This window comes from Lysobacter antibioticus, assembly GCF_001442535.1.
GTDB lineage: Bacteria > Pseudomonadota > Gammaproteobacteria > Xanthomonadales > Xanthomonadaceae > Lysobacter > Lysobacter antibioticus.
In genome coordinates this window covers 4,519,954-4,542,876 of record NZ_CP013141.1, presented here as the reverse complement: position 1 = coordinate 4,542,876, position 22,923 = coordinate 4,519,954, and the positions used below count along the sequence as shown (strand labels likewise).

Here is a 22,923-nt window from a genome sequence, read left to right as displayed (position 1 = left end):
GATGCGCAAGACGATGCTGCGTTGCGTTGTTGGCGTACTGCTGTCGATGCTGCTGGCCGGATGCGCGCGCGAAGCCGCTGCGCCGGCCGTGCATTTCTTCGCCGAAGGCCAGCCGCCGACCCTGGCCGAATGGAACCTGCTGCGCGTCGCCGACGGCCGCCTGAAACTCAATGCCGGGGTCGTGCCCTACGACTTGAACACGCCGCTGTTTTCCGACTACGCGCACAAGCTGCGCACGGTGTGGATGCCGCAGGGCCAGGCCGCGCAGTACCGCGCCGACGACGCCTTCGATTTCCCGGTGGGCACCGTCTTCAGCAAGACCTTCTATTACCCGCGCGGCGCGGCCGGCGGCGATGCGGTGCTGCGCAGCGCCGACGAAGGTCCGGACCTGCGCGGCGGCGGCTTGGAGCTGGCCAAGGTCCGCTTGATCGAGACGCGCTTGTTGCTGCGGCGCAAGGAGGGGTGGGTCGCGCTGCCCTATGTGTGGAACGCCGAGCAGACCGAGGCGCGCCTCATGCGCGGCGGCGCCTTGATTTCGCTGAGCCTGGTCGCCGCCGACGGCCAGCGCGAAGCGGCGGAGTACCAGGTGCCGGATCAGAACCAGTGCGCCGGCTGCCACGGCATCGACATGAAGAGCAAGGCGCTGCAGCCGATCGGGCCGAAGGCGCGGCATCTCAACCGCGACTTCGCCTACGACGATGGGCTGAACAATCAGATCGCGCGCTGGACCCGGACCGGCTATCTGCGCGGCGCGCCCGCTGCGGCCGTCGCGCCGCGCGATGCGAACTGGCGCGACCCGAAGGCGAACCTGGACGCGCGAGCACGTGCTTATCTGGACATCAACTGCGGCCATTGCCACAGCCCGAAAGGGCCGGGCAATACCTCGGGTTTGTGGCTCGATGCGGCGACCCGCGAGCCGATGCGGCTGGGCCGCTGCAAGCTGCCGATCGCCGCCGGCAAGGGCACCGGCGATTTCCGTCACGACATCGTGCCGGGCAGGCCGGATGAATCGATCCTGCTCTATCGCATGCGCAGCGACGACCCTTCAGTGATGATGCCGGAACTGGGTCGCAGCGTCGTGCACACCGAAGGGGTAAGACTGATCCGCGACTGGATCGCCGCGCAACAGGGGCAGTGCGGCTGATATCTGCGGGTCGGGGAAGGCAGGGAGGGGAACGCGCCGTCGTGCGCGTTCGTGTCTACGACGAACGAGAGGGGAGCTGTCCGATGCCGTTGCGCAAACACCGTTTGGTCACCGCGACCACCGCCGCACTCGCCGCGCTTTGCGGCGGCGCCTTCGTCCTGGCCGCGCCGGTCGCCTATGCCCAGGAGACGGCGCCGAAGGAACTGGAGAAGATCACCGTCACCGCGCAGAGTCGCGAACAGGAACTGCAGGACGTCCCGATCGCCCTGCAGGTGGTGACCGACGAGCTCATCGACGATATCGCCGCGCAGGACATGGGCGATCTCGACAGCTTCGTGCCGGGCCTGGTGGTCGACAGCCAGCAGCCGACCCAGCCGGGCTTCCAGTTGCGCGGCATCAGCACCGACGACTTCGGCATCGGCACCGACCCGGCGGTCGGCGTCTACGTCGACGGTGTGTACGCCGGGCGTGGCGGCGGCGTGTTGTTGCCGTTCACCGACGTCGAGCGTATCGAAGTGCTGAAGGGCCCGCAGGGCACCCTGTTCGGCCGCAACACCGCCGCCGGCGCGGTCTCGATCATCACCCGCAAACCCGATTTCAGCGCCACCGAGGTCAAGGCGCGGTTACGCCTGGGCAGCGACGGCAAGCAATACGTCGACGGCATGTTGAACCTGCCGACCGGCGAGCACTCGGCGTTCCGTTTCAATGCCCTGGTCAATCACGCCGACGGCTGGATCCAGGATGCGGTGACCGGCGAGGACCTCGGCCCGGAAAACAACTGGGCCACGCGCGCCGCGTTCAAGGCCCGCTTCGGCGAACGCACCAGCGCATTGCTGAGTTGGGACCACGAAAGCCTGGACCAGAACGGACAAGTCACCACCGGCATCGTCGCCTTGCCGCCAGCGCTGGGTCTGCCGGCCTTGCCGGTCGACGAGTCGGCTTATCTGGACCCGCGCAAGATCCCGACTGCGGTCGATATCGAAGGCAACGAAGAGTCGCGGCGTTTCGACGGCGTGACCCTGATCGTCGACCACGGCTTCGACTGGGGCGGTTTCACCTCGACCACCTCGTGGCGCGACTACGACTCGGTCAATCGGGTCGAGGAAGACGGCACCAATCGCAAGTACCTGTACGTCGACTCGACCAATACCGAGAGCAACCGCAGCTTTTACCAGGAGTTCAAGTTCAGCGGCAGCACCGACACGCTCGACTGGATCGCCGGCGCCAGTTATTTCGACGAGAAGGCGCGGCAAACCAGCGAGGTCAACGCACTGACCGATTCGGTCGACACCATCGTGCGCAACCTCGGCCTGGCGCCGACGCCGGACGGACGTCTGTTCGGTTTCTTCGACGACCTGCTGCAGGCCAACGGCATTCCGCTGACCCTGCTCGGCCACCGCTGGAACGAGACTTTCCACAACACCCTCGACACCAAGGCCTATGCGGTGTTCGGCGACGTGATCTGGCACGCGACCGACAAGCTCAACCTGACCGTCGGCCTGCGCTACACCCGCGACGAGAAGAAGTTCTCGTGGTTGAACACGCCGCGTACCGCGCCGACCCTCGACGCGACCTTGAACCAGTTGCAGGCCTTCGGCTTCTTCGACATGGTCGGCCTGCCGCGCGATGCTTTCGTGTTCGACGTCGCCTTCATCGACCCGCCGGCGATGCTCAACAAGGGCGTGCTCAACCGCACCTCCAACAGTTGGAGCGATTTCAGCCCGCGTTTCGTCGTCGACTACCACTTCAGCGACGACACCATGGTGTTCGCTTCGCTGGCCAAGGGTTACAAGGCCGGCGGCTTCAACTCGCTGCAGATCGGCAGCAGTTTCGAGAACGAGGACGTGTGGAACTTCGAGACCGGCATCAAGCAGGTCTTCCCCGAGCAGCGCGTGCAGCTCAACGCGTCGGCTTATTACTACGTTTACGACAACCGCCAGGCGGTGCGGCTGGACAGCAGTACCGACATACCGCGCTTCGTCGTCGACACCTCGGACCTGGAAGCCTACGGCCTCGACCTCGACCTGCGTTGGCAGGCCACCGATAACTTCGGCCTCGACTTCAATGCCGGTTTCATCGATTCGACCTACAAGAACTACGTGACCTCCGACGGCATCGACGCCAGCGGCGATCCCACCGGCCTGCCGTACTGGTCGATGGCCGGCGGCGCGCATTACGTGTGGAACCTCGGCGAGCACGGCGACCTGCGCTTCTCCCTGCGCCACGCCTATCGCGGCAAGGTCCGTTGCAGCGAAGAATCGCAGGCGCAGAACCGTTGCGGCGTCAGCCCCGCCTTGAACCTCGGCGAGGCGCAGAACCGCACCGACCTGCGCGTGGGCTGGACTTCGCCGCAGGGGCGCTGGGGCCTGGCGGCCTACGGCAATAATCTGTTCGACCACCAGTACATCAATGCGCTCGGCACCTACGGCAAGAACGTGCTCGGCACGGTCGGCGCGCGGGTCAGCGAACCGCGCAGTTACGGCGTGGAGTTCAGTGCGAGGTTCTGATGCCAGGCCCATCGTTTCGTCGGTCCGTCGCTCCCGCTTCGGCCGGAGGGCGGAAGCATCCAGCATCGACGGCGGCACCGGTTTCGTTCGCCGCCGCGATGCGTAGGGGTTCACGCTTAAGACCCGGCACAGGGACGTGCCGGGGTTTAGCTTTGCGGCCGTTCCCGGCATGCTTATGCGATGCCGAGCCGTCAGGACGGGCCCTCCGTCGATCTCCACACACAGCCGTTGCCGCGGATGCCCGGGGTGGGGCCGCGCGTGGCCGAGAAGCTCGCCGCACGCGGCCTGACCACGCTGCAGGATTTCTGGCTGCAACTGCCGCGCCAATACGAAGACCGCACCCAGATCACCCCGATCCGCTTGCTCCAGCCCGGCGTCGCCGCCCAGGTCGAAGGCCGGGTCGAGGCGGTCGAGCGCGGCTTCCGTTACCGGCCGATGTTGCGCGTGGCGATCGGCGACGATTCGCGCTCGGTGCTGGTGCTGCGCTTCTTCCATTTCCGCGCCGCCCAGGTCGCGCAGTTCCGCATCGGCGCGCGCGTGCGCCTGTACGGCACGCCCAAGCCGGGCCAGCACGGGTTGGAGATCGTCCATCCGAGCTATCGCGTGCTCGACGACGAGGGCGAGGTCGCGCTGGGCGAACAGCTCGACCCGGTTTATCCGGCGATCGAAGGCATCGGGCCGGCGACCCTGCGCCGCCTGATCGGCTACGCCCTCGACCGTCTGCCCGACGATGCCTCGCTGGAGCTGCTGCCGCGCGAGCTGCGCGAGCGCCTGCAATTGCCGACCTTGCGCGAAGCCTTGTTGACCGTGCACCGGCCGGCGGTCGACGCCGACGTGGCCGCCTTGATCGCCGGCCGCCACCCGGCGCAGCGCCGGCTCGCACTCGAAGAACTGCTCGCCCATCACCTCAGCCTGCGCCGCCAGCGCATCAGCCAGCAGGCGCACAAGTCGCGCTCGCTCAAACAGATGCCGCTGGCCGAGAAACTGCGCAAGGCGCTGCCGTTCAAACTCACCGGCGCGCAGCGGCGGGTGTTCGACGAGATCCGCGCCGACCTGGCCAAGCCCTCGCCGATGCTGCGCCTGGTCCAGGGCGACGTCGGCAGCGGTAAGACCGTGGTCGCCGCGCTCGCGGCGATGCTGGCCGTGCAGCACGGCCGCCAGGCCGCGCTGATGGCGCCGACCGAGTTGTTGGCCGAGCAGCACCTCAATAATCTGCGCCGCTGGCTCGAACCTCTGGGCGTGCGCGTGGCCTGGCTGGCCGGCAAGGTCACCGGCCGCGCGCGCAAGGCGGTGCTCGAACAGGTCGCCAACGGTGAGGCGCAGGTCGTGGTCGGCACCCATGCGCTGATGCAGGAAGGCGTGGCGTTCCGCGACCTGGCCCTGGCGATCGTCGACGAGCAGCATCGCTTCGGCGTCCACCAGCGCCTGGCCTTGAGGGACAAAGGCGCCGGCGGCGCGGTCGGCGACGATGCGATCGTGCCGCACCAGTTGGTGATGACCGCGACCCCGATCCCGCGCACCCTGGCGATGACCGCCTACGCCGATCTCGACGTCTCGGCGATCGACGAACTGCCGCCCGGGCGCACGCCGGTGCAGACGGTCGCGCTCAGCGAAGAGCGCCGGCCGGAACTGGTGCAGCGCATCCGCAGCGCCTGCGCCGAAGGCCGGCAGGCGTACTGGGTCTGCACCCTGATCGACGATTCCGACGAGGTAATCGCCCAGGCCGCGCAGACCACGTTCGAGGACTTGTCGCAGCAGCTCGCGCCGTTGCGCGTCGGCCTCGTGCACGGGCGCATGAAGGCCAAGGAAAAGCAGGAAACGATGCGTGCGTTCAAGGACGGCGAGCTCGATCTGCTGGTCGCGACCACGGTGATCGAAGTCGGCGTCGACGTGCCCAACGCTTCGTTGATGATCATCGAAAACGCCGAGCGTCTCGGCCTGGCGCAGTTGCATCAGTTGCGCGGGCGCGTCGGCCGCGGCAGCGCGGCGTCGAGTTGCGTGCTGCTGTATCGCTCGCCGCTGTCGGGCCTCGCGCGCCAGCGCCTGGACACCATGCGCAAGACCCACGACGGTTTCGTGATCGCCGAGAAGGATCTGGAGTTGCGCGGCCCCGGCGAACTGCTTGGCACCCGCCAGACCGGTCTGGCCGGCTTCCGCGTCGCCGACCTCGCCCGCGACGCCGACCTGTTGCCGCTGGTGCAGGAGCTGGGCGAGCGTCTGCTGAAGACCTCGCCGGAGCTGGCCGAACGCATCGTCTCGCGCTGGGTCGGCGGGGCGGCGAGATACGCCTCGGCCTGATCGACACGGGGCTGTCGCGGCGGCGCCCGAGCGTCATGACCAAGAGCGCAAACCGGGCACAATCGAGCACTCCCCGCGGCGGCAAACAATGGCATAGTGTCCCGCCAGCTGGAGCGCCCCACCCGGATGCCGGGAGCCCTTCAAAACGCGGCCACGCAATGGTTCGGCCCGGCTTTCGACCGGCTGCACCCCTTGCTGCAGGCGCTGCACCGCAGCGGCGGGGCCCTGGGCGGGCAAGTCGCCCTCTCCACCGGAACCGGTCCGGCCGGGTACATCGGGCGCCGTCTCGCCCGACGCCTCGGCATTCCGATCGATCGCGCACGCCGCGGTTTCCGGGTCGACATCGTCCATGACGCCGAAACCATGCAGTGGCGCCGCCGTTTCGACGACGGCAGCGAACTGATCTCGGTGTTCCGTCCGGTCGGCCGCTATCCCGATGGGCATTGGCTGGAAAGCACCGGCCCGGCGCGGATGAAGCTCGCTGTCGAGCTCGACGACGGCGGCTGGCGCTGGCGTCTGCGCGGCGTGGAAGTGCGCGGCGTGCCGCTGCCGCTGTTCCTGTTTCCGCGCACCGATGCCTATAAGCGCATCGAAGACGGCGGGCGTTATCGCTTCGCCGTCGCTTTTTCCCTGTTTCCCTTCGGCGAGCTGTTGCGCTACGAAGGCGCGCTGCACGCTGTCCCGGCCGATGCGGCCGTTACCGACGAACGAGTGGCTTCATGACTGATCGCATTCCCCTGCTTATCGATACCGACCCCGGTGTGGACGACGCGCTGGCGCTGCTGATGGCGTTCAACGATCCGCGCCACGAGCTGGTCGGACTGACCATCGCCGCCGGCAACGTCGGCCTCAAGCACACCGTCGCCAATGCGCTCAAACTGTGCGAAGTGGCCGGCGTCGACGTGCCGGTGTTCGCCGGCGCCGATGCGCCCTTGCTGCATCCCTCGCCGGACGCGGGCTATGTGCACGGCCAGGACGGTTTCGGCGACGTCGGCTACGAAGCCGCCAAGCGCGAGGTCGAAGCCGAGCATGCCGCGCTCGCGATCATCCGCCTGTCGCACGAACACGCCGGCAAGCTGTTGCTGGTGGCGTTGGGGCCGCTGACCAACGTCGCGCTGGCGCTCAAGCTTGATCCGACCCTGCCGCAGCGCATCGCGCGCCTGGTGGTGATGGGCGGCGCGGTGACCTGCCAGGGCAACATCACTCCGGCGGCGGAGTTCAACATCTACTTCGATCCGGAAGCCGCGCACATCGTGTTCGAAGCCTTCGAGCACATCGACTTGGCCGACTGGGAAGCGGTGATCGCTCACGGCCTGCATCACGAGCGCGTGCTTACCTGGTTCCAGACCGATTCGGCGCCCGGCAAGTTCTACGAGCGCATTTCCGAAAAAACGCGGATGTGGTCGATCGACCGTCGCGGCGATCACTGGCATGCCGCCGACGCCCTGGCGATGGCGTTCGCGCTCGAACCCGACGGCGCCCAGGACGTGCAATCGCGGCCGGTCTCGATCGAACTGGAAGGCACCCACAGCCGCGGCGCGACCGTGGTCGACTGGCGTCGCCAGGAGGGCCGCCCGGACAAGGTCGCGATCTTGATGAAATATGATCACCAGCGGTTCGAACGTCTGATCCAGGCAGCACTAGCCGCACACCCTCGCAGAGGAGGATAGGCGTACGGCGAAAGCAGCAGGAGCGCGCAAGGTGATCTCCTCGCCGCCACCAGCGCTGCGAACTCCTGATCCAGGCAGCACTGGCCGCACACCCTCGCAGAGGAGAGTAGGCGTACGGCGAAACGGGCAGGAGCGCGCAAGGTGATCTCCGCCGCTCCGAGCCCCAGGGCTAGCCGCCTCTGTTCCGGGCCTGGAAGTAGGGGCCTTCAGTGGGCGGCGCTCGCGATTGCGGCCAGATGCCGGCCGATAGGGCGGGAGGCTGGGTGCGCACAGCTCACCGCCTCATTCAGCCTCACCGCAGCCGATTGGTTTTTCGGGCCAAATGGACTTGCACGCCCCCCGATCCGGCCGCTATACTGCCCGACTTTCCCGCATACCTAAGGTTGAGTGCCATGAAGGCAGGCATCCATCCCGAATACCGTAACGTCGTGTTCCAGGACGTCACCACCGACTTCCAGATCCTGACCCGTTCGACCCTGTCGAGCAAGGAAACGATCAAGCTCGACGGCACCGAGTATCCGCTGATCAAGGTCGACATCTCGTCGGCGTCGCACCCGTTCTATACGGGCAAGCACAAGATCATGGACACCAGCGGTCGCGTCGACAAGTTCCGCAAGCGTTACGCGCAGAAGTAATCGCGTCGCAATCGCTGTGCGCACAACGGCTGCCCGAAAGGGCGGCCGTTTGCGTTTGCGTCGCCACCGGCGCTCGTCCGCGAGGGCGTAGCGGCCCGCACCCGCCCCGGCGCGCTTGCCGCAACCGGCGACCGCCTCTCGACAGGCGCTTGCCGCAACCGCCGGCCGCCTCGCGACAGGTTTTCCGCCAAGCCGCGACAAGCCCGCCCGCGTCCGCCGGCGCGAGGCCTTCCGCGGCTTGCCTCGGGGCCGAAAACCGGCCCCGGCGATGAAACGCTGCGTGGCCGCCATGCGCCCCTCCCGACCAAAGTCCGAGCTTGGGCTCAAGAAGCGTTGTGCGATAATTCAGCATCGCAGTTCAAATGCGACCCCCGTCCCCCTCCTGTCGCGGCCTTCCCTGCGGCAGGCAGATTGAGGAGTGTTTCGTGTCCGATGATTCCAAAAAAGCTGGCCTCGATCAGGTCACCCTGACCGCCGGCGACAAGAGCGTGATCTTGCCGGTGCAGCACCCGGTGTTGGGCGCTTCCTGCGTCGACATCGCCAAGCTGCCGAAAGAAACCGGGATGTTCACCTACGACCCCGGCTTCACCGCGACCGCCAGCTGCAAGTCGGCGATCACCTACATCGACGGCGATGAGGGCGTGCTGCTGTACCGCGGCTACCCGATCGAACAGCTTGCCGAGAAGTCGAACTTCCTCGAAGTCGCCTATCTGCTGATGAACGGCGAACTGCCGACCGCCGGCGAGTTCAGCAAGTTCGAGCACGAAGTCACGCATCACACGATGATGCATGAGGCCTTCCGCACCTTCCTGTACGGCTTCCGCCACGACGCCCACCCGATGGCGATGCTGGTCGGCATGCTCGGCTCGATGGCGAGCTTCTATCACAACGAACTCGACCTGGAAGATCCGGAACAGCGCCGCCTGGCCGCGATCCGCCTGATCGCCAAGGTGCCGACGATCGCCGCCGCCTGCCATCGTTATTCGATCGGCTGGCCGATCCGCTATCCGAAGAACAGCCTCGACTACACCACGCGCTTCCTGCACATGCTGTTCGAAGTGCCGAGCGAGCCGCTGGAGCTCAATCCGGTCGCCGCCAAGGCGATGGACCTGCTGTTCATCCTGCACGCCGACCACGAGCAGAACGCGTCGACCTCGACCGTGCGTCTGGTCGGTTCGACCGGTGCCAACCCCTACGTCAGCGTCGCTTCCGGCGTCGCCGCGTTGTGGGGACCGGCGCACGGCGGCGCCAACGAGGCCGTGCTCAAGATGCTCAACGAGATCGGCCGCCCCGAGAACGTCAAGGGCGCGATCGACAAGGCCAAGGACAAGGAGTCGGGCTTCCGCTTGATGGGCTTCGGCCACCGCGTCTACAAGAACTACGATCCGCGCGCCGCGCTGGTCCGCAAGATGACCCACGACGTGCTCGGCGAGCTCGGCGTCAACGATCCCTTGCTCGAAGTGGCGATGAAGCTCGAAGAGGCGGCGCTCAAGGACGAGTACTTCGTCCAGCGCAAGCTTTACCCGAACGTCGATTTCTACTCGGGCATCATCTACAAGGCGCTCGGCATTCCGGTCGAGATGTTCACGGTCATGTTCGCTATCGCGCGCACCGCCGGTTGGGTCTCGCATTGGCTGGAACAGCAGAACGACCCCGAGAACAAGATCGGCCGTCCGCGCCAGATCTACACCGGTCACGCGACGCGCGACTACGTCGGCGCCGACCAGCGCTGATCCGCGTCCGCATCCCGGATGCGAAAACGCCCCGCTTCGGCGGGGCGTTTTCGTTTGCGCTTCCGCAACGGCATCGCCGGGGCGATGGCGCTGCGGCGCGGCGCCTTACTCGACCACGCAGTCGGTCAGATTCAGGTAATCGGTGCCGGAAGTGAAGCCGACCGTGCAGGTCGCGGTGAAGGCGGTGCCTGGCGGAAGTGCGGCCAGTTTGCCGTCCTCGCTGCTCAGGCGTGCGTACTCGACCTCGCCGTCGCCGTCGGTCGCCGAGGTGAGCGCGGTATCGGCCATCGAGGTGCTCTGTTCCAGCACCACCGCGGTGAAGCGCACCGCCTGGTCGTACTCCGGCATCGACAGGGCGCTGTGGCCGGCGTCCTCGTAGCTTTGGTAGAGCTTGGACAGGCTGGTCGCCGGCTTGTCGGCGGCAACGGCGGCCGACGAAAGCGTCGCCAGGCACAGCAATACGGTTCCATGAAATCGCATGATGCTTCCTTGAGTGGGTGCGTAAAGGTTCGTCATTGTGCCGTCGCTCCGTGGCGGCGTCTCGTTCGTCATCGGGCAGGTTTCATCGATGCCCGCGACCCGGCCGGGCGCGGGGCTGCCGCGGAGCCCGGATGATCTTGCGCGAGGTGCGCCTGCTCGAGGTCGGGAAAGCGTTCCAGCGCAGTGGGTCAGTCGCTCGGCCAATGTTGGGTCGTGCTGCTCGAAACAGTCGGCCATATCGCGTTGCGCGCCCGGGTCGCCGGCTTGCGCGGCTCGCCAATGTGAGATCGGTGGAGATCCAATCGTAGTTGCGCCAGCGGCGGCGTGGGGCGACGGCCGTCGCTAGGGCGCTGTTGCGCTCGTTTGCAGGTCGCGGATGAAATGCGCGTACGCGCTGCGGTCGTCGATGGCGGCGGGTGCGATGCGTTCGCGTTGCGCTTGCGCCTGGCGCATGGCCTGGTCGGCACCGAGACTGCCGTCGAGCACGCCGTCGCGCAGTTGCCGCATGCGCTGCAGGCTCAGGCCGGAAGCGCGGGCGTACTTGTCGTTCTGGGCCAGAAAGAAGCCGATCAGCGCGGGCGGAAGGCGCGCGTCGTCGGCGATGTCGCGGCGGCCGTATTCGTAGATCTTCGCCTGCTTCCACGGGTCGAAACCGCGGCTGCCGAAGCTGTCGTACTGGCTCAGGAAAATCTGCGTGGTCGGGACCACGATGCGGGTTTCGCGTGGCGCCGCGGGAATGCGCCATACCGCGACGGTGTGGTTCGCCGTCGGCCAGAACAGGCCGACGTTGCGCACGCCGCCACGGCGGGCGAGGAAGGCGTACAGCGCGGACAGCTCGTCGCATTCGGCGGTGGCGGTGATGCCGGTCGGGGACGTGCCGCGGCGGGCGCGCCATTGGCTCCAGATCGCGTCCGAGTTGGGTTCGCGGTCGGTGATCGCCCAATGCAGGTTCCAGTAGCCGCCGTCGCGGTTGGCCTCGAACAGCAGGCGCAGATAGGCGTAGTCGGCGTAGGGCAGTTGCGCGGCGCTCAAGCTCTGGGCGGAGCGCAGGGCGTCGTAGTCGGCGCGCACGGCGGGGCTGGATTGCGACGCCTCAGCTTGTTTACGCAGGCGGGCGACCAAATCGGCGACGGTGTTCGGTTCGGCCGAGATGTTCGTGTTTGCCGCGGCGCGGCGCGCTGGCGGCGTCGCGGCTGCGGAGAGCGACAGGGCCGAGAGGATCAATGCGCCGAAGAACAGGCGAATGCCTGGCCCGGTGTTTTGCATCGCTGCGCCGCCGCGTCGGGGGTGTTTTCGCATGGGTTCGGTCCTTCGAACGGTGTTGTCGGGCTGATGCGGTTTCGTACTTGTCCGATGCGCACGCTCGGCTCATGGCGCTGAGCTCATCTCGCAGGGAGGACGGCTTGCAACGGTGCTCGGGCGCGCGGTGTGGGCGCAGGGAGCCGGAGGGTTCGCCCGCATCGGCATCCGCGCCACGGCCCGCTATCCTCGCTCGAAGTCGGAAATTTCCTCGTCGGCCAGCAACTGCCGCAACTGCGCCGCCGAGGCGCGTTTCATCGGCTTCTCGTCGACGTTCGACAGCGGCGCCTGGCGCAGCACGTCGAGCGGCAACACGGTCAGGTCGAAGGTCAGGTCCTCGGCGCCGAACACCCACACCGGGAAGTCTTCGCTGCGTTCGCGGTCCAGGCGCAGGCGGCGTTCGCGGGCTTCGGCCGGGATCAGATGGTGATCCAGGAACATCGACACGGCCTCGGGATCGTCGCTGTACAGGTGCAGGGCGACCGGGCTGCGCGCGTCGGCGGTGCCGTCCAGCACCGGACCGACCAGGCGCGGCTCGAACTCGGCGAAGAACTCCAGGGCGCGCATCGCGGCTTCGCGGCGTTGGCGCAGGCCGTTGAGATTGTCGCGCTGGAACAGGCGCTGATACTCGCGCAGGGCGTCCTCGATCTCGCGGTTACGCGGCAGCGAGGCGTCGTCGAAGATGCCCAGGCGCTCGGCGGCCTTGAGCTTGGCCTGGTGGTAGTCGCGGATGCCGCTCTCGGCGATCAGGCGGGCGGCTTCGTGGGCGAGGCGATGGCGACGCTCGCGAATGCGGGTCTGCGCATGCTGATGTGCGTGCTGTCGGGCCTGGTGCATCTCGACCTCCGGGCTGGCACGTCACGGCGAGGGCGCTCGCCGCGGCCTGGGTGGGGCTGGCGTGACCAAACCTAGCACGTTCGTCCGTCAGGGCAATGTCCATGCGGCCCGCCGGCGCCGCAGCCGCGAGCGAAACGCCCGATTTTGCAAGGCGCGATCGGCAAGGCGCGATCTGGCAAGGCGCACCGGGCAAGGCGCACCGGGCAAGGCGCGGCCGCGCCGGCGCAATGGCGCGGCACCGCAGAAAAAAGGCCGCACGCGCTGCGTGCGGCCCTGGCCGGGGCCTTGCCTGGGGGCAGGCGATCAGAAGATGTCGTAGGACTCTTCCGACGGCGCCGATTCTTCGTTGCCGTAATCGGTATAGGTCTGCATGCGTTCGAGGTCTTCGGCCTTGACCCACTCAATCACGCCGCCGGCGCCGTCGGGAATCAGCGCGCCGTTGCCGGCGACGGACACCTTGACCATGCCCTGCGGCGGCTCGTTGACGGCGAGCGGCTGGTCCTTCAGCGCGACGCGCATGTAGTCGATCCAGATCGGCAGGGCGGCCTTGCCGCCGTATTCGCGGTAACCCAGCGACTTGTAGTTGTCGCGGCCGACCCAGACCGTGGTGACGTAAGGCCCGCCGAAGCCGGAGAACCAGGCGTCGCGATGGTCGTTGGTCGAGCCGGTCTTGCCGCCGACGTCCTCGCGGCCGAGCACCTTGGCCGCGGTGCCGGTGCCGCGCTTGACCACGTCGCGCAGCATCGAAACGATCTGGTAGGCGATGCGGTCGTCGATCGCGCGCGGCGCCAGGTTCATGCTTGCCTTCTCGGCCGCAGTCAGTTCCTTCTTCGGCGCGGCCGGCTTGTCATCGGCCTTCTTCGCCTTCGGATCGGGCTTCTTCGGGTCGGGCTTGGCCGTGTCGGCGCTGCCGCCGGCCGGGCCCAGGTCGAAACCGTCGACGACGGTGCTGACCGGCACGGCGACCGAGGTGCCGCCGCGGCCGCCGCATTCGGGGCAGGCGGTGGCCGGCTTTTCCTTGAACACCACGGCGCCGGCGCGATCCTTGACCTCGTCGATGAACCACGGAGTGATGCGGAAACCGCCGTTGGCGAACACCGAATAGCCTCGTGCGACCGACAGCGGCGTCAGCGAGGCGGTGCCGAGCGACATCGACAGGTTCGGCGGCAGCTGCTCCGGGTCGAAGCCGAAGTGGCTGATGTACTTGCGGGCGAAATCGACGCCCATGGCGTCGAGCAGGCGCACCGAGACCAGGTTGCGCGACTGCACCATCGCTTCGCGCACGCGCATCGGGCCGGCGAAGTTACCGCCGTCGTTCTGCGGACGCCACAGATGGCCGCGGCGGTCCTTGAACACCACCGGGGCGTCGAGAACGATCGAGGCCGGGTTGTAGCCGCGCTCGAACGCGGCCGCGTATACGAACGGCTTGAAGCTCGAGCCGGGCTGGCGGCGCGCCTGGGTGGCGCGGTTGAACTTGGCGCCGGCAAAACTGTAACCACCGGACAGCGCGCGCAAGGCGCCGTTGCTCGGTTCCAGCGACACCAGCGCGGCCTGTGCCTGCGGCAGTTGGTCGAGGCGGTAGCTCACCACCGGCGGTTTGGCCGGCACGGCCGGCACGACCGCTGCCGCAGTGCCGGCCGGAGCCGCCGGAGCGACCACCGGCTCGGTCACGGTCTCGGTGCGCTGGATGCGCACCACGTCGCCGCGCTTGACCAGGCTGCCGGGGCTGCGGCCGCCGAAGCCCTGCTTTTCGGTAAGGGTCAGCTCGGTGCCGTCGCCGAGCACGACATTGGCCTGGCCGCCGCTGTTGCCGAGCACGACCGCGGGCAACAGGTTGGCCTGGGCCGGGATGCCGCGCAGGCGCTGGCGCGCGGTCGCGGCGTCCTCGCCGGCGGCGAGGTCGAAGTGCTGCTCGACCCCGTGCCAGCCGTGGCGGCGGTCGTAGACCGAGAGCCCGTCGCGCACCGCCTTGTCGGCCGCGACCTGCAGGGTGGGGTCGATGGTGGTGGTGACGTGATAGCCCTTGGTCAGCGCCTCGGCGCCGTAACGGGCGATCATTTCCTGGCGCACCATCTCGGCCACGTAGGGCGCGTAGACCTCGACCGGGCGCTCGTGCGGGCTGGCGTGCATCGGCACCGCCTTGGCCTGCGCGGCTTCGTCGGCGCTGATGAAACGCTGCTCGGCCATGCGGTCGAGGATGTAGTCGCGGCGCAGCTTGGCGCGGTCGGGATTGCTGAGCGGGTTGCCGCTGGACGGGAATTTCGGAATGCCCGCGAGCGAGGCCATCTCGTCGAGCGAGAGCTCGCTCATCTTCTTGCCGTAGTAGAACTCGGCGGCGGCGCCGACGCCGTAGGCGCGGTTGCCGAAGAAGCTCTTGTTCAAGTACAGCTCGAAGATCTCGTCCTTGCTGAGCTCGCGCTCCATGCGCATCGCCAGCAGCATCTCGCCGAGCTTGCGCTTGTAGCTGTATTCCGAGCTCAGGAAGAACTGGCGCGCGACCTGCTGGGTGATGGTCGAGCCGCCGGGGACGCGCTTGTCGTCGGTGGTCGCCAGCAGCCAGATCGCCCGGCCGATGCCCTTGTAGTCGATGCCGTGGTGCTTGTAGAAACGGGCGTCCTCGATCGCGATGAACGCCTGCTTGAGCCGGTCGGGCACGTCCTCGATGGCGATCGGGTAGCGCCGGGTCTCGCCGAACAGCGCCATCAGGCGGCCGTCGCGGGCATAGACGTACATCGGTTCCTGCAGCTCGACCGTGCGCAGGGTCTCGACGTCGGGAAGCTTGGGGACGATCAGGTAGTACAGGGTGCCGAGCGCGATGGCGCCCAGCAGGACTGCGCCGATGAACGCATAGAGCGCCCAACGCAGCCAACGGCGAATACGGGACATCGAATCGGATTCCGGAGTCGGTGGTCGTGACGGGCAAGTATAGATGAGCCGGATGGCGGCCCCGGTTCCGGCGCCAGCCGACCGGCGGTCGGCGACGGAACCCGCCCGGGCGAGTAGGGTGAGGGCGCGACCACGCGCCGCAGGGCGGCCGCGATGGGGGCGATTGGGGGCAATCGGCACGGAACGGGATGACGGGTAGTCGGGCTGGGGAGGGCCCGTGGTGTTGCGCCGTCTTGCACGCAGTCGACAGACTGACGGTGGGGGTCACGTGACGTTGCGGGTCAAAAAAGCACGACTGGGTTGGCAATCGCGAAAGAAGTGGTTGCCAGCCTGTGAAAAGTCCGTTATCTAAGCCGGGGCCACACGAAGTGCGCGTAAGCGCTTGTGGCATGGGGAGATAACTGTGGGACTCATCACGAAAAGCCAGCCGGCGTTGGTCGGCGTGGACATCAGTTCGACGGCGGTGAAGCTGTTGCAACTCTCACGAGTCGGCAATCGCTACCGCGTTGAGCACTATGCTGTGGAACCGCTGCCGCCGAATGCGGTGGTGGAGAAGAACATCGTCGAGGTCGAGGCGGTGGGCGAGGCGATCAAACGTGCGGTCGCGAGGTCGGGGACCCGCGTCAAGCATGCCGCTGCGGCCGTCGCCGGTTCCTCGGTGATCACCCGCGTGATCGGCATGCCGAACGACCTGGAAGGGGACGAGTTGGAGTCGCAGATCGAGCTGGAGGCGGCCAATTACGTGCCGTACCCGATCGATGAGGTGAACCACGACTTTGAGGTGCTCGGCCCGATGCCCGGCAGCCCGGACATGGTCCAGGTATTGCTCGCGGCGTCACGTTCGGAGAATGTCGAGGTTCGCGCTTCGGCGCTGGAGCTCGGCGGGCTGACGCCCCGCGTCATGGACGTGGAAGCGTTCGCGATCGAGAACGCCTTCGCGTTGCTCGCCGACACCCTGAGCAGCCCGCGCGACGGTTTGGTCGCCCTGGTCGACTCCGGTGCGACCATGACCACCCTCAACGTACTGCGCAACGGCCGCAGCCTGTACCACCGCGAGCAGGTCTTCGGCGGCAAGCAGCTGACCGACGAGGTCATGCGCCGCTACGGTCTGAGCTACGAGGAAGCCGGTCTGGCCAAGCGCCAGGGCGGGCTGCCCGAGAGCTACCAGGCCGAGGTGCTGGAGCCGTTCAAGGAAGCGATGGTCCAGCAGGTCAGCCGCCTGTTGCAGTTCTTCTACGCCGGCAGCGAATTCAACCGTGTCGACCAGATCGTACTGGCCGGCGGCGGCGCTTCGATTCCGCGCATCGCCGAGATGGTCGAGGAGCAGCTCGGCGTCCCGACCACGGTGGCCAATCCGCTCGCGCACATGACCCTCGGACCGCGCGTCCAGGCGCATGCGCTCGCACAGGATGCCCCCGCGCTGATGATCGCCTGCGGCCTGGCCCTGAGGAGCTTCGACTGATGGCACGCATCAACCTGCTCCCGTGGCGCGCCGAACGGCGCAAGGCTCGACAGAAGGAATTCGGCGCCATCCTCGGCCTGTCGGCCCTGGTCGCCGTCGCGCTTTCGGTGCTGATCGTTTTCTACTACAGCAGCGAAATCAGCGGTCAACGCAAGCGTAATGCCTTCCTCGATGCGCAGATCGTCGAGGTCGACAAGAAGATCACCGAGATCGAAGAGCTCGAGAAGAAGAAGGCCAAGCTGCTCGCCCGCAAGGAAGTGATCGAGAAGCTGCAGTCCAACCGTTCGCAGATGGTCCATCTGTTCGACTCGCTGGTGCGCACCATCCCCGATGGCGCCGTGCTGACGGCGATCAAGCAGGATGCGGAAATACTGACGCTCGAGGGCCGGGCCCAGTCCAATGCGCGCGTCAGTACCTATATGCGCACGCTGGAAACCTCCGGCTGGATGACCAAGCCCGACCTGACCATCATCGAAGCCAAGGGCAACGAGAAGGGTCTGCCGTACGAGTTCAAGCTCCGGGTCACGCTGGCGAATCCGAACGCGCCCAAGGACGAGGACGGCGACGGCGTGCCGGATGCGCCGGTCGCCACGGCCGAGGCAACGGCCGCCGCCACGACGCCTGCCGGAGCTGCACCTGCCGCCGCAGCGGGCGCCACGCCGCCCGCCGCTGCACCTCCTGCGGGTGTCGCGCAACCGGCCGCGACGCCGGCCAAGCCGGCTGCTGAAGCCGCCAAGCCTGCTGCCGCGCCGGCCAAGCCCGCGTCGGCGCCCACCAAGACAGGAGCCGCGTCGTGAGCAGAAAGGCTTCTATGAAGAACCTCGACATCAACAACATCGGCGGCTGGCCGCGCCAGGCCCAGATCATTTTCTGCAGCCTCGTCGGCGTGGTGATCATCGGCCTGGCCTGGTGGCTGTTCGTCAGCGACAAGCGCACCGAGCTGGAAGGCTTGGAGCGCAAAGAGAGCGATCTTCGCACCACCTTCGAGACCAAGCAGGGCCGGGCCGCCAATCTGGAGCCGCTCAAGCAGCAGTTGGTGCAGATGGAGCAGCAGCTCCAGCAGATGCTGCGCCAGTTGCCGAGCAAGACCGAGATGCCCGACCTGATCGTCGACATCTCGCAGACGGCCCTGGCCACCGGCATCTCCAACGAGCTGTTCCAGCCTGGCGCGGAAGTTCCCAAGGAGTTCTACGCCGAGAAGCCGATCGCCTTGCGCATGGTGGGCACCTACCACCAGTTCGGTGCCTTTGTCAGCGGCGTGGCGTCGCTGCCGCGCGTGGTCATCATGACCATGCACGACATCTCGCTGAAGCCCAAGGGCAAGAACAACAAGGACGCAGTCGGCGGCATTACGCCGAACAGCCCGCTCGAACTGGCCGGTACGGTCAAGACCTATCGTTACCTCGACGAGGAAGAGATGGCTGCGCAAGCTCCGGCCGAAGGCGATGCCGCCGACGACAAGGGCAAGAGCAAAGCGAAAAAGGAGGAGAACTGAGATGGGCACCGCCTTCGTTCTCAATCGTTCTTTCGTCAACGGCCTGTGCGCTATCGCCATGGTGCTGCTGGTCAGCGGTTGCTTCCGCAGCATCTCGAGCACGCCGGGCGACGCACCCAACCTCGAGAAGTGGGTGGCCGAGGTCAAGGCCAAGCCCGCGCCGCCGCTGGACCCGCTGCCGGTCATGCAGCAGTTCGAGACCTTCGAATACGCCGCGCAGGACCTGCGCGACCCGTTCAGCACCGCCTTCACCGACGAGGACGACGGCTCCGGCCTGCGTCCGGACAAGGTGCGGCGCAAGCAGTTGCTCGAACAGTTTCCGCTCGACGCTCTGGACATGGTCGGCACGCTCGGCCGCGGTAGCGGTACGGTGGCGCTGGTGATGGCGCCCGACAAAGTGACTTATCGTGTTCGACCCGGTGCGTACATGGGGCAGAACGACGGTCGTGTGACCGCCGTGACTGAGGAGCGCATCGACTTGGTGGAACTGGTGCCGGACGGCGCAGGCGGTTGGCTGGAACGTCCAGCTTCCGTGGCGCTCGAAGATCAATGATTAGGGGATAGCATGATGATCGTACTCAACGCCAAATCCATGCCGTCGGCTCGACGCCCCATGGCTTCCGGTCCGCGCATGGCCGGACTCGTCGTCGGCCTGCTGGCTGGCATCAGCGCCGTCCACGCGGCGCCGCCTGCGGCTGCGACGACGGCACCCGCTGTCCAGGCACCCACGGTGCAAGTCGCGCCGACGCCGAGCAATGACCCGAGCAAGCAATTGCCGGGCACGATCTCGGTGGCCAACATCGACTTCAAGCGCGGCGACGGCGGCTCCGGCAAGCTGATCGTGCGTTTTAACGGCGATGGTGCGCTGCCGGACCTGCGTAATCAGGGCTCCGAAGTCCTGGTTAACGTCGGCAACGCGCAACTCCCGGCTTCGTTGCAGCGTCCGCTCAACGTCAGCGACTTCGCCACCCCGGTGCAGCGCGTCGAAGCGCGCGCCAGCGGCACCGGGACCCAGTTGGTGCTCAACACCAGCGGCGCCTACGACACCATGGCCTACCAGACCGGTCGCGAATACATCGTCGAGGTCGTGCCGCGCACGGCGGCGGCGGGCAATCGCGCGGTCGGTGCGGCCGGCGCCAAGTCGGCGGCGAGCGCAGCGGGCAGCACCGCTGGCTCCACCCAGCCCGGCGTGGTTCGTTCCTACTCCGGCCGTCCGGTGACCTTCAACTTCCAGGACGTGCCGGTGCGCACCGTGCTGCAGTTGGTCGCCGAAGAGTCCAACCTCAACATCGTCGCGGCCGACACCGTGCAGGGCAACGTGACCCTGCGCCTGGTCAACGTGCCGTGGGACCAGGCGCTCGACATCGTCCTGCAGGCGAAGGGCCTGGACAAGCGCCGCAGCGGCAACGTGGTGTGGGTGGCCCCGCAGGCCGAGGTCGCCAAGTACGAGCAGGACCGCGAAGACGCGCGTATCGCCCTCGATAACCGCGTCGACCTGACCACCGAATACATCCAGATCAACTACCACAACGCTGCGCAGATCTATAAGGCGTTGACGGAAGCCAAGGGCATCGGCGGCAGTGGCGGCAGCGGCGGCGGCGAAAGCGGCGGCGGCAACAACGAAAACGGCTTCCTCTCGCCGCGCGGCCGCCTGGTCGCCGACGAGCGCACCAACACCTTGATGATCAGCGACATTCCGAAGAAAGTCGTGCAGATGAAGGAACTGATCCGGGTCATCGACCGTCCGGTCGACCAGGTCCTGATCGAAGCCCGCATCGTCATCGCCACCGAAAGCTTCGCCCGCGACCTCGGCGCGCGTTTCGGCGTCTCCGGCCAGAAGGGCGACGTGATCACCAGCGGTACGCTGGAGAGCATCAACAACTATCGCAACACCACCGCCAAGAATGAACTGATCCGCGACCAGGCGAACAAGCTGACTGAAGACGCCGATCTGTTCCGCATCTCGGATCCGGCCAAGGCCACCTCGTTGTTGGACCAGGCGCGTTCGCTGCTGCAGACGATGACCAATCCGGCCTTCCTGTTCCCGGCCAGCCTCAACAGCAATGTCGGCATCGCCAATCCGGCCGGCGCGCTCGCCTTCACGATCCTCGGCAAGTGGGTCAACCTGGACATGGAATTCACCGCGATGCAGACCGAAGGTCGCGGCGAAGTGGTCTCCAACCCGCGCGTGGTCACCAGCAACCAGCGCGAAGCGGTGATCAGCCAGGGCCAGGAAGTGGGTTACGTGACGATCTCGCCGCAGCAGGGCGGCAACAGCATCCCGATCCCGAACGTCCAGTTCAAGGACGTGCTGATGGAGATGAAGGTCAACCCGACCATCACCAACGATGGCCGCGTCTTCCTCAACATGAACGTGAAGAAGGACGAGATCGAGGGCTTCATCGACACCTCGATCGGTCAGGTGCCGCAGATCAACAAGCGCAACATCAACACCGCGGTGCTGGTCGAGGACGGTCAGACCGTCGTGATCGGCGGCGTCTACGAGTTCCGCGATCGCACCGACCTGTCCAAGGTGCCGTTCCTGGCCGACATCCCCTTCCTCGGCAATCTGTTCAAGAAGAAGAGCCGCAGCAAGGAAAAGGCCGAGCTGCTGATCTTCGTCACCCCCAAGGTGATGAAGGTGACCCAGCGCTGATCCACGGCGTAGAGCGTCCGTCCGGGGCACCGGCGGACAGATCAGCCGCATCGTAAAGAGGGCCTTCGGGCCCTCTTTGCTTTTGGGCCGATGGCTTGTAACGGCCGGTGGTTCGAACGGCTCCGCGATTCGAACAGGCTGAACGACGCCAAGATCGCGACCCGTCTGCGATCGACCTCGAACCCGCGCACGCTGGCCGCAGCGACCGACTTAACGGGCGCGAATCAAGGACTTGCGCCGCGCATCGCGCGGATTTCAAGCCGACGGGCCTCTTCGCGATGGCCGCGGTTCGATGCCTTGCTTGCACTTTTTGAACCCCGATGGCGAACTTCGGTCAAAATCGGCCTGATCTCGCCTTCGATCGTCATTGGATACCGGATGGACAGCAGCCTCGATCGCACCCGTGACACCGCTCCCGCCCAGGCCGGCGTCGAGACCGCGCGCCTGCACGACGCCTTCCGCGCCCTGCGCGATGCGCTCGCGCTGGAGATCGTCGGCCAGGCCGAACTGATCGAACGGCTGTTGATCGCCTTGCTCGCCGACGGCCACCTGCTGGTCGAGGGCGCGCCGGGCCTGGCCAAGACGAGCGCGGTACGCGCCCTGGCCTCGCGTCTGGAAGCCGATTTCGCCCGCGTCCAGTTCACTCCCGACCTGCTGCCGGCCGATCTGACCGGCACCGAAGTCTGGCGCCCCCAGGAGGGCAGGTTCGAGTTCCAGGCCGGGCCGATCTTCCACCCGATCCTGCTCGCCGACGAAATCAACCGCGCGCCGGCCAAGGTCCAGTCGGCGCTGCTCGAGGCGATGGGCGAACGCCAGGTCACGGTCGGCCGTGCGACCTATGCCTTGCCGCCCCTGTTCCTGGTCATGGCGACGCAGAACCCGATCGAGCAGGAAGGCACCTTCCCCTTGCCGGAGGCGCAGCTCGACCGCTTCCTGATGCATGTGCGCATCGGCTATCCGGAAGCCGCCGCGGAAACCGAGATCCTGCGCCTGGCTCGCGAACGCGCCCGCCAGACCTTGCAGACCGTGACCACGCCGGTCGAGAAAATGCCGCAGGCCGACGTGTTCGCCGCGCGCGCGGCGGTGCTCGACCTGCACGTGGCGCCGGCGGTCGAGCGTTACCTGATCGAAATCGTGCTGGCCTCGCGCGATGCCGCGCGTTACGACGCCGCGCTGGCGCGACGCATCGCCTGGGGCGCCAGCCCGCGCGGCTCGATCGCGCTCGAACGTTGCGCCCGCGCGCACGCCTGGCTTGCCGGTCGCGATTTCGTCACTCCCGACGACGTGCGTGCGATCGCTCCGGAAGTGCTGCGTCACCGCATCCTGCCGAGCTACGAAGCCACCGCCGAAGGCTGGGACGGCGACCGTCTGCTCGGGGAATTGCTCAAGAAGGTGCCGTTGCCTTGAGTGCCGCGATTCGCGAATCGGGATTCGGGATTCGTAACGGCGGCATGCGCGCAAGCGGCATCGGCCGATGAGCGAAGGCATCGTTCCGGGTCTGGCGGAACTGGTCGCGTTGCGCGCGGCGGTCAGCGGGCGCCGCAGCGCGCGCCTGGGCCGTCACGGCGTCAGCGGGCAGGCCTTGTCGCCGTTGCGCGGGCGCGGCATGGAATATGCGGAGTCGCGCGAGTACTCGCACGGCGACGATGCGCGTCATATCGATTGGCGCCTGACCGCGCGCACCGGCCGCGCCCATACCAAATTGTTCCAGGCCGAGCGCGAGCGGCTGACCCTGATCGTCGCCGACACCGCGCCTTCGCTGTACTTCGGTACCCGCGTGCGCTTCAAGTCGGTGCAGGCCGCGCGCGCCGGCGCGGTCGC

At 67.1% G+C, this 22,923-nt stretch carries 17 protein-coding genes and 1 pseudogene; 14 read left to right on the top strand and 4 right to left on the bottom strand.

The features are described 5' to 3' along the window. The first annotated feature begins 1 nt into the window (after position 1). From GLA29479_RS18500 to GLA29479_RS18470, 7 genes are all read left to right on the top strand, one after another. Positions 2-1,144 carry an SO2930 family diheme c-type cytochrome gene (locus tag GLA29479_RS18500; protein WP_057972467.1) on the top strand — a complete coding sequence of 381 codons (1,143 nt, stop codon included), beginning with the start codon at positions 2-4 and terminating at the stop codon, positions 1,142-1,144. Between the two features lie 83 nt (positions 1,145-1,227). Then, the gene (locus GLA29479_RS18495; protein ID WP_057972466.1) at positions 1,228-3,651 is read left to right on the top strand and encodes a TonB-dependent receptor; all 2,424 of its coding nucleotides are present in this window, start codon (positions 1,228-1,230) and stop codon (positions 3,649-3,651) included. A 180-nt stretch (positions 3,652-3,831) separates the two neighbouring features. Next, positions 3,832-5,949, top strand: coding sequence for an ATP-dependent DNA helicase RecG (recG, locus tag GLA29479_RS18490; RefSeq protein ID WP_057972465.1), 2,118 nt, complete (start codon positions 3,832-3,834; stop codon positions 5,947-5,949). Positions 5,950-6,045: 96 nt separating this feature from the next. Continuing rightward, complete coding sequence (locus GLA29479_RS18485) at positions 6,046-6,672, top strand: DUF4166 domain-containing protein (protein WP_144436605.1); 627 nt, start codon at positions 6,046-6,048, stop codon at positions 6,670-6,672. Continuing rightward, complete coding sequence (locus tag GLA29479_RS18480) at positions 6,669-7,619, top strand: nucleoside hydrolase (protein WP_057972463.1); 951 nt, start codon at positions 6,669-6,671, stop codon at positions 7,617-7,619. Before GLA29479_RS18485 ends, GLA29479_RS18480 begins: the two co-directional genes overlap by 4 nt. A gap of 392 nt (positions 7,620-8,011) precedes the next feature. Further along, positions 8,012-8,254 carry a type B 50S ribosomal protein L31 gene (locus tag GLA29479_RS18475; protein ID WP_031372636.1) on the top strand — a complete coding sequence of 81 codons (243 nt, stop codon included), beginning with the start codon at positions 8,012-8,014 and terminating at the stop codon, positions 8,252-8,254. Positions 8,255-8,679: 425 nt separating this feature from the next. Continuing rightward, positions 8,680-9,987: a citrate synthase gene (locus tag GLA29479_RS18470; RefSeq protein WP_031372635.1), complete on the top strand. Its 1,308-nt coding sequence runs from the start codon at positions 8,680-8,682 to the stop codon at positions 9,985-9,987. Between the two features lie 105 nt (positions 9,988-10,092). Here the strand turns inward: GLA29479_RS18470 and GLA29479_RS18465 are convergent, their stop codons facing one another. The 4 genes from GLA29479_RS18465 to GLA29479_RS18450 form a co-directional block, all read right to left on the bottom strand. Next, positions 10,093-10,467, bottom strand: a complete 375-nt coding sequence (locus GLA29479_RS18465; protein ID WP_144436604.1) for a hypothetical protein — start codon at positions 10,465-10,467, stop codon at positions 10,093-10,095. A 342-nt stretch (positions 10,468-10,809) separates the two neighbouring features. Continuing rightward, complete coding sequence (locus GLA29479_RS18460) at positions 10,810-11,766, bottom strand: hypothetical protein (protein ID WP_144436603.1); 957 nt, start codon at positions 11,764-11,766, stop codon at positions 10,810-10,812. A gap of 183 nt (positions 11,767-11,949) precedes the next feature. Next, on the bottom strand, positions 11,950-12,603 hold the full coding sequence (locus tag GLA29479_RS18455) for a hypothetical protein (RefSeq protein WP_057919053.1): 654 nt from the start codon (positions 12,601-12,603) through the stop codon (positions 11,950-11,952). A gap of 303 nt (positions 12,604-12,906) precedes the next feature. Beyond that, positions 12,907-15,489: a penicillin-binding protein 1A gene (locus GLA29479_RS18450; protein ID WP_057972460.1), complete on the bottom strand. Its 2,583-nt coding sequence runs from the start codon at positions 15,487-15,489 to the stop codon at positions 12,907-12,909. Between the two features lie 403 nt (positions 15,490-15,892). Here GLA29479_RS18450 and GLA29479_RS18445 point away from each other — a divergent pair, with 403 nt between their 5' ends. The 7 genes and pseudogenes from GLA29479_RS18445 to GLA29479_RS18415 all read left to right on the top strand — a co-directional run. Continuing rightward, positions 15,893-16,951, top strand: coding sequence for a pilus assembly protein PilM (locus GLA29479_RS18445; protein ID WP_057919051.1), 1,059 nt, complete (start codon positions 15,893-15,895; stop codon positions 16,949-16,951). Next, positions 16,951-17,748: a PilN domain-containing protein gene (locus tag GLA29479_RS18440; protein ID WP_057972459.1), complete on the top strand. Its 798-nt coding sequence runs from the start codon at positions 16,951-16,953 to the stop codon at positions 17,746-17,748. The genes GLA29479_RS18445 and GLA29479_RS18440 overlap by 1 nt, the downstream gene beginning before the upstream one ends. 14 nt (positions 17,749-17,762) lie before the next feature. Further along, positions 17,763-18,446, top strand: coding sequence for a type IV pilus inner membrane component PilO (locus GLA29479_RS18435; protein ID WP_425478952.1), 684 nt, complete (start codon positions 17,763-17,765; stop codon positions 18,444-18,446). 58 nt (positions 18,447-18,504) lie between these two features. Beyond that, on the top strand, positions 18,505-18,999 hold the full coding sequence (locus GLA29479_RS18430) for a pilus assembly protein PilP (protein WP_425478951.1): 495 nt from the start codon (positions 18,505-18,507) through the stop codon (positions 18,997-18,999). A 15-nt stretch (positions 19,000-19,014) separates the two neighbouring features. Continuing rightward, the gene (locus tag GLA29479_RS18425) at positions 19,015-21,102 is read left to right on the top strand and encodes a type IV pilus secretin PilQ (RefSeq protein WP_425478950.1); all 2,088 of its coding nucleotides are present in this window, start codon (positions 19,015-19,017) and stop codon (positions 21,100-21,102) included. 378 nt (positions 21,103-21,480) lie between these two features. Continuing rightward, a complete protein-coding gene (locus tag GLA29479_RS18420; protein ID WP_082638800.1) occupies positions 21,481-22,509 on the top strand; it encodes an AAA family ATPase in 1,029 nt (342 codons plus the stop codon). 67 nt (positions 22,510-22,576) lie between these two features. Next, positions 22,577-22,921, top strand: a pseudogene (locus GLA29479_RS18415) (DUF58 domain-containing protein); the annotation flags it as partial. Positions 22,922-22,923 lie beyond the last annotated feature (2 nt).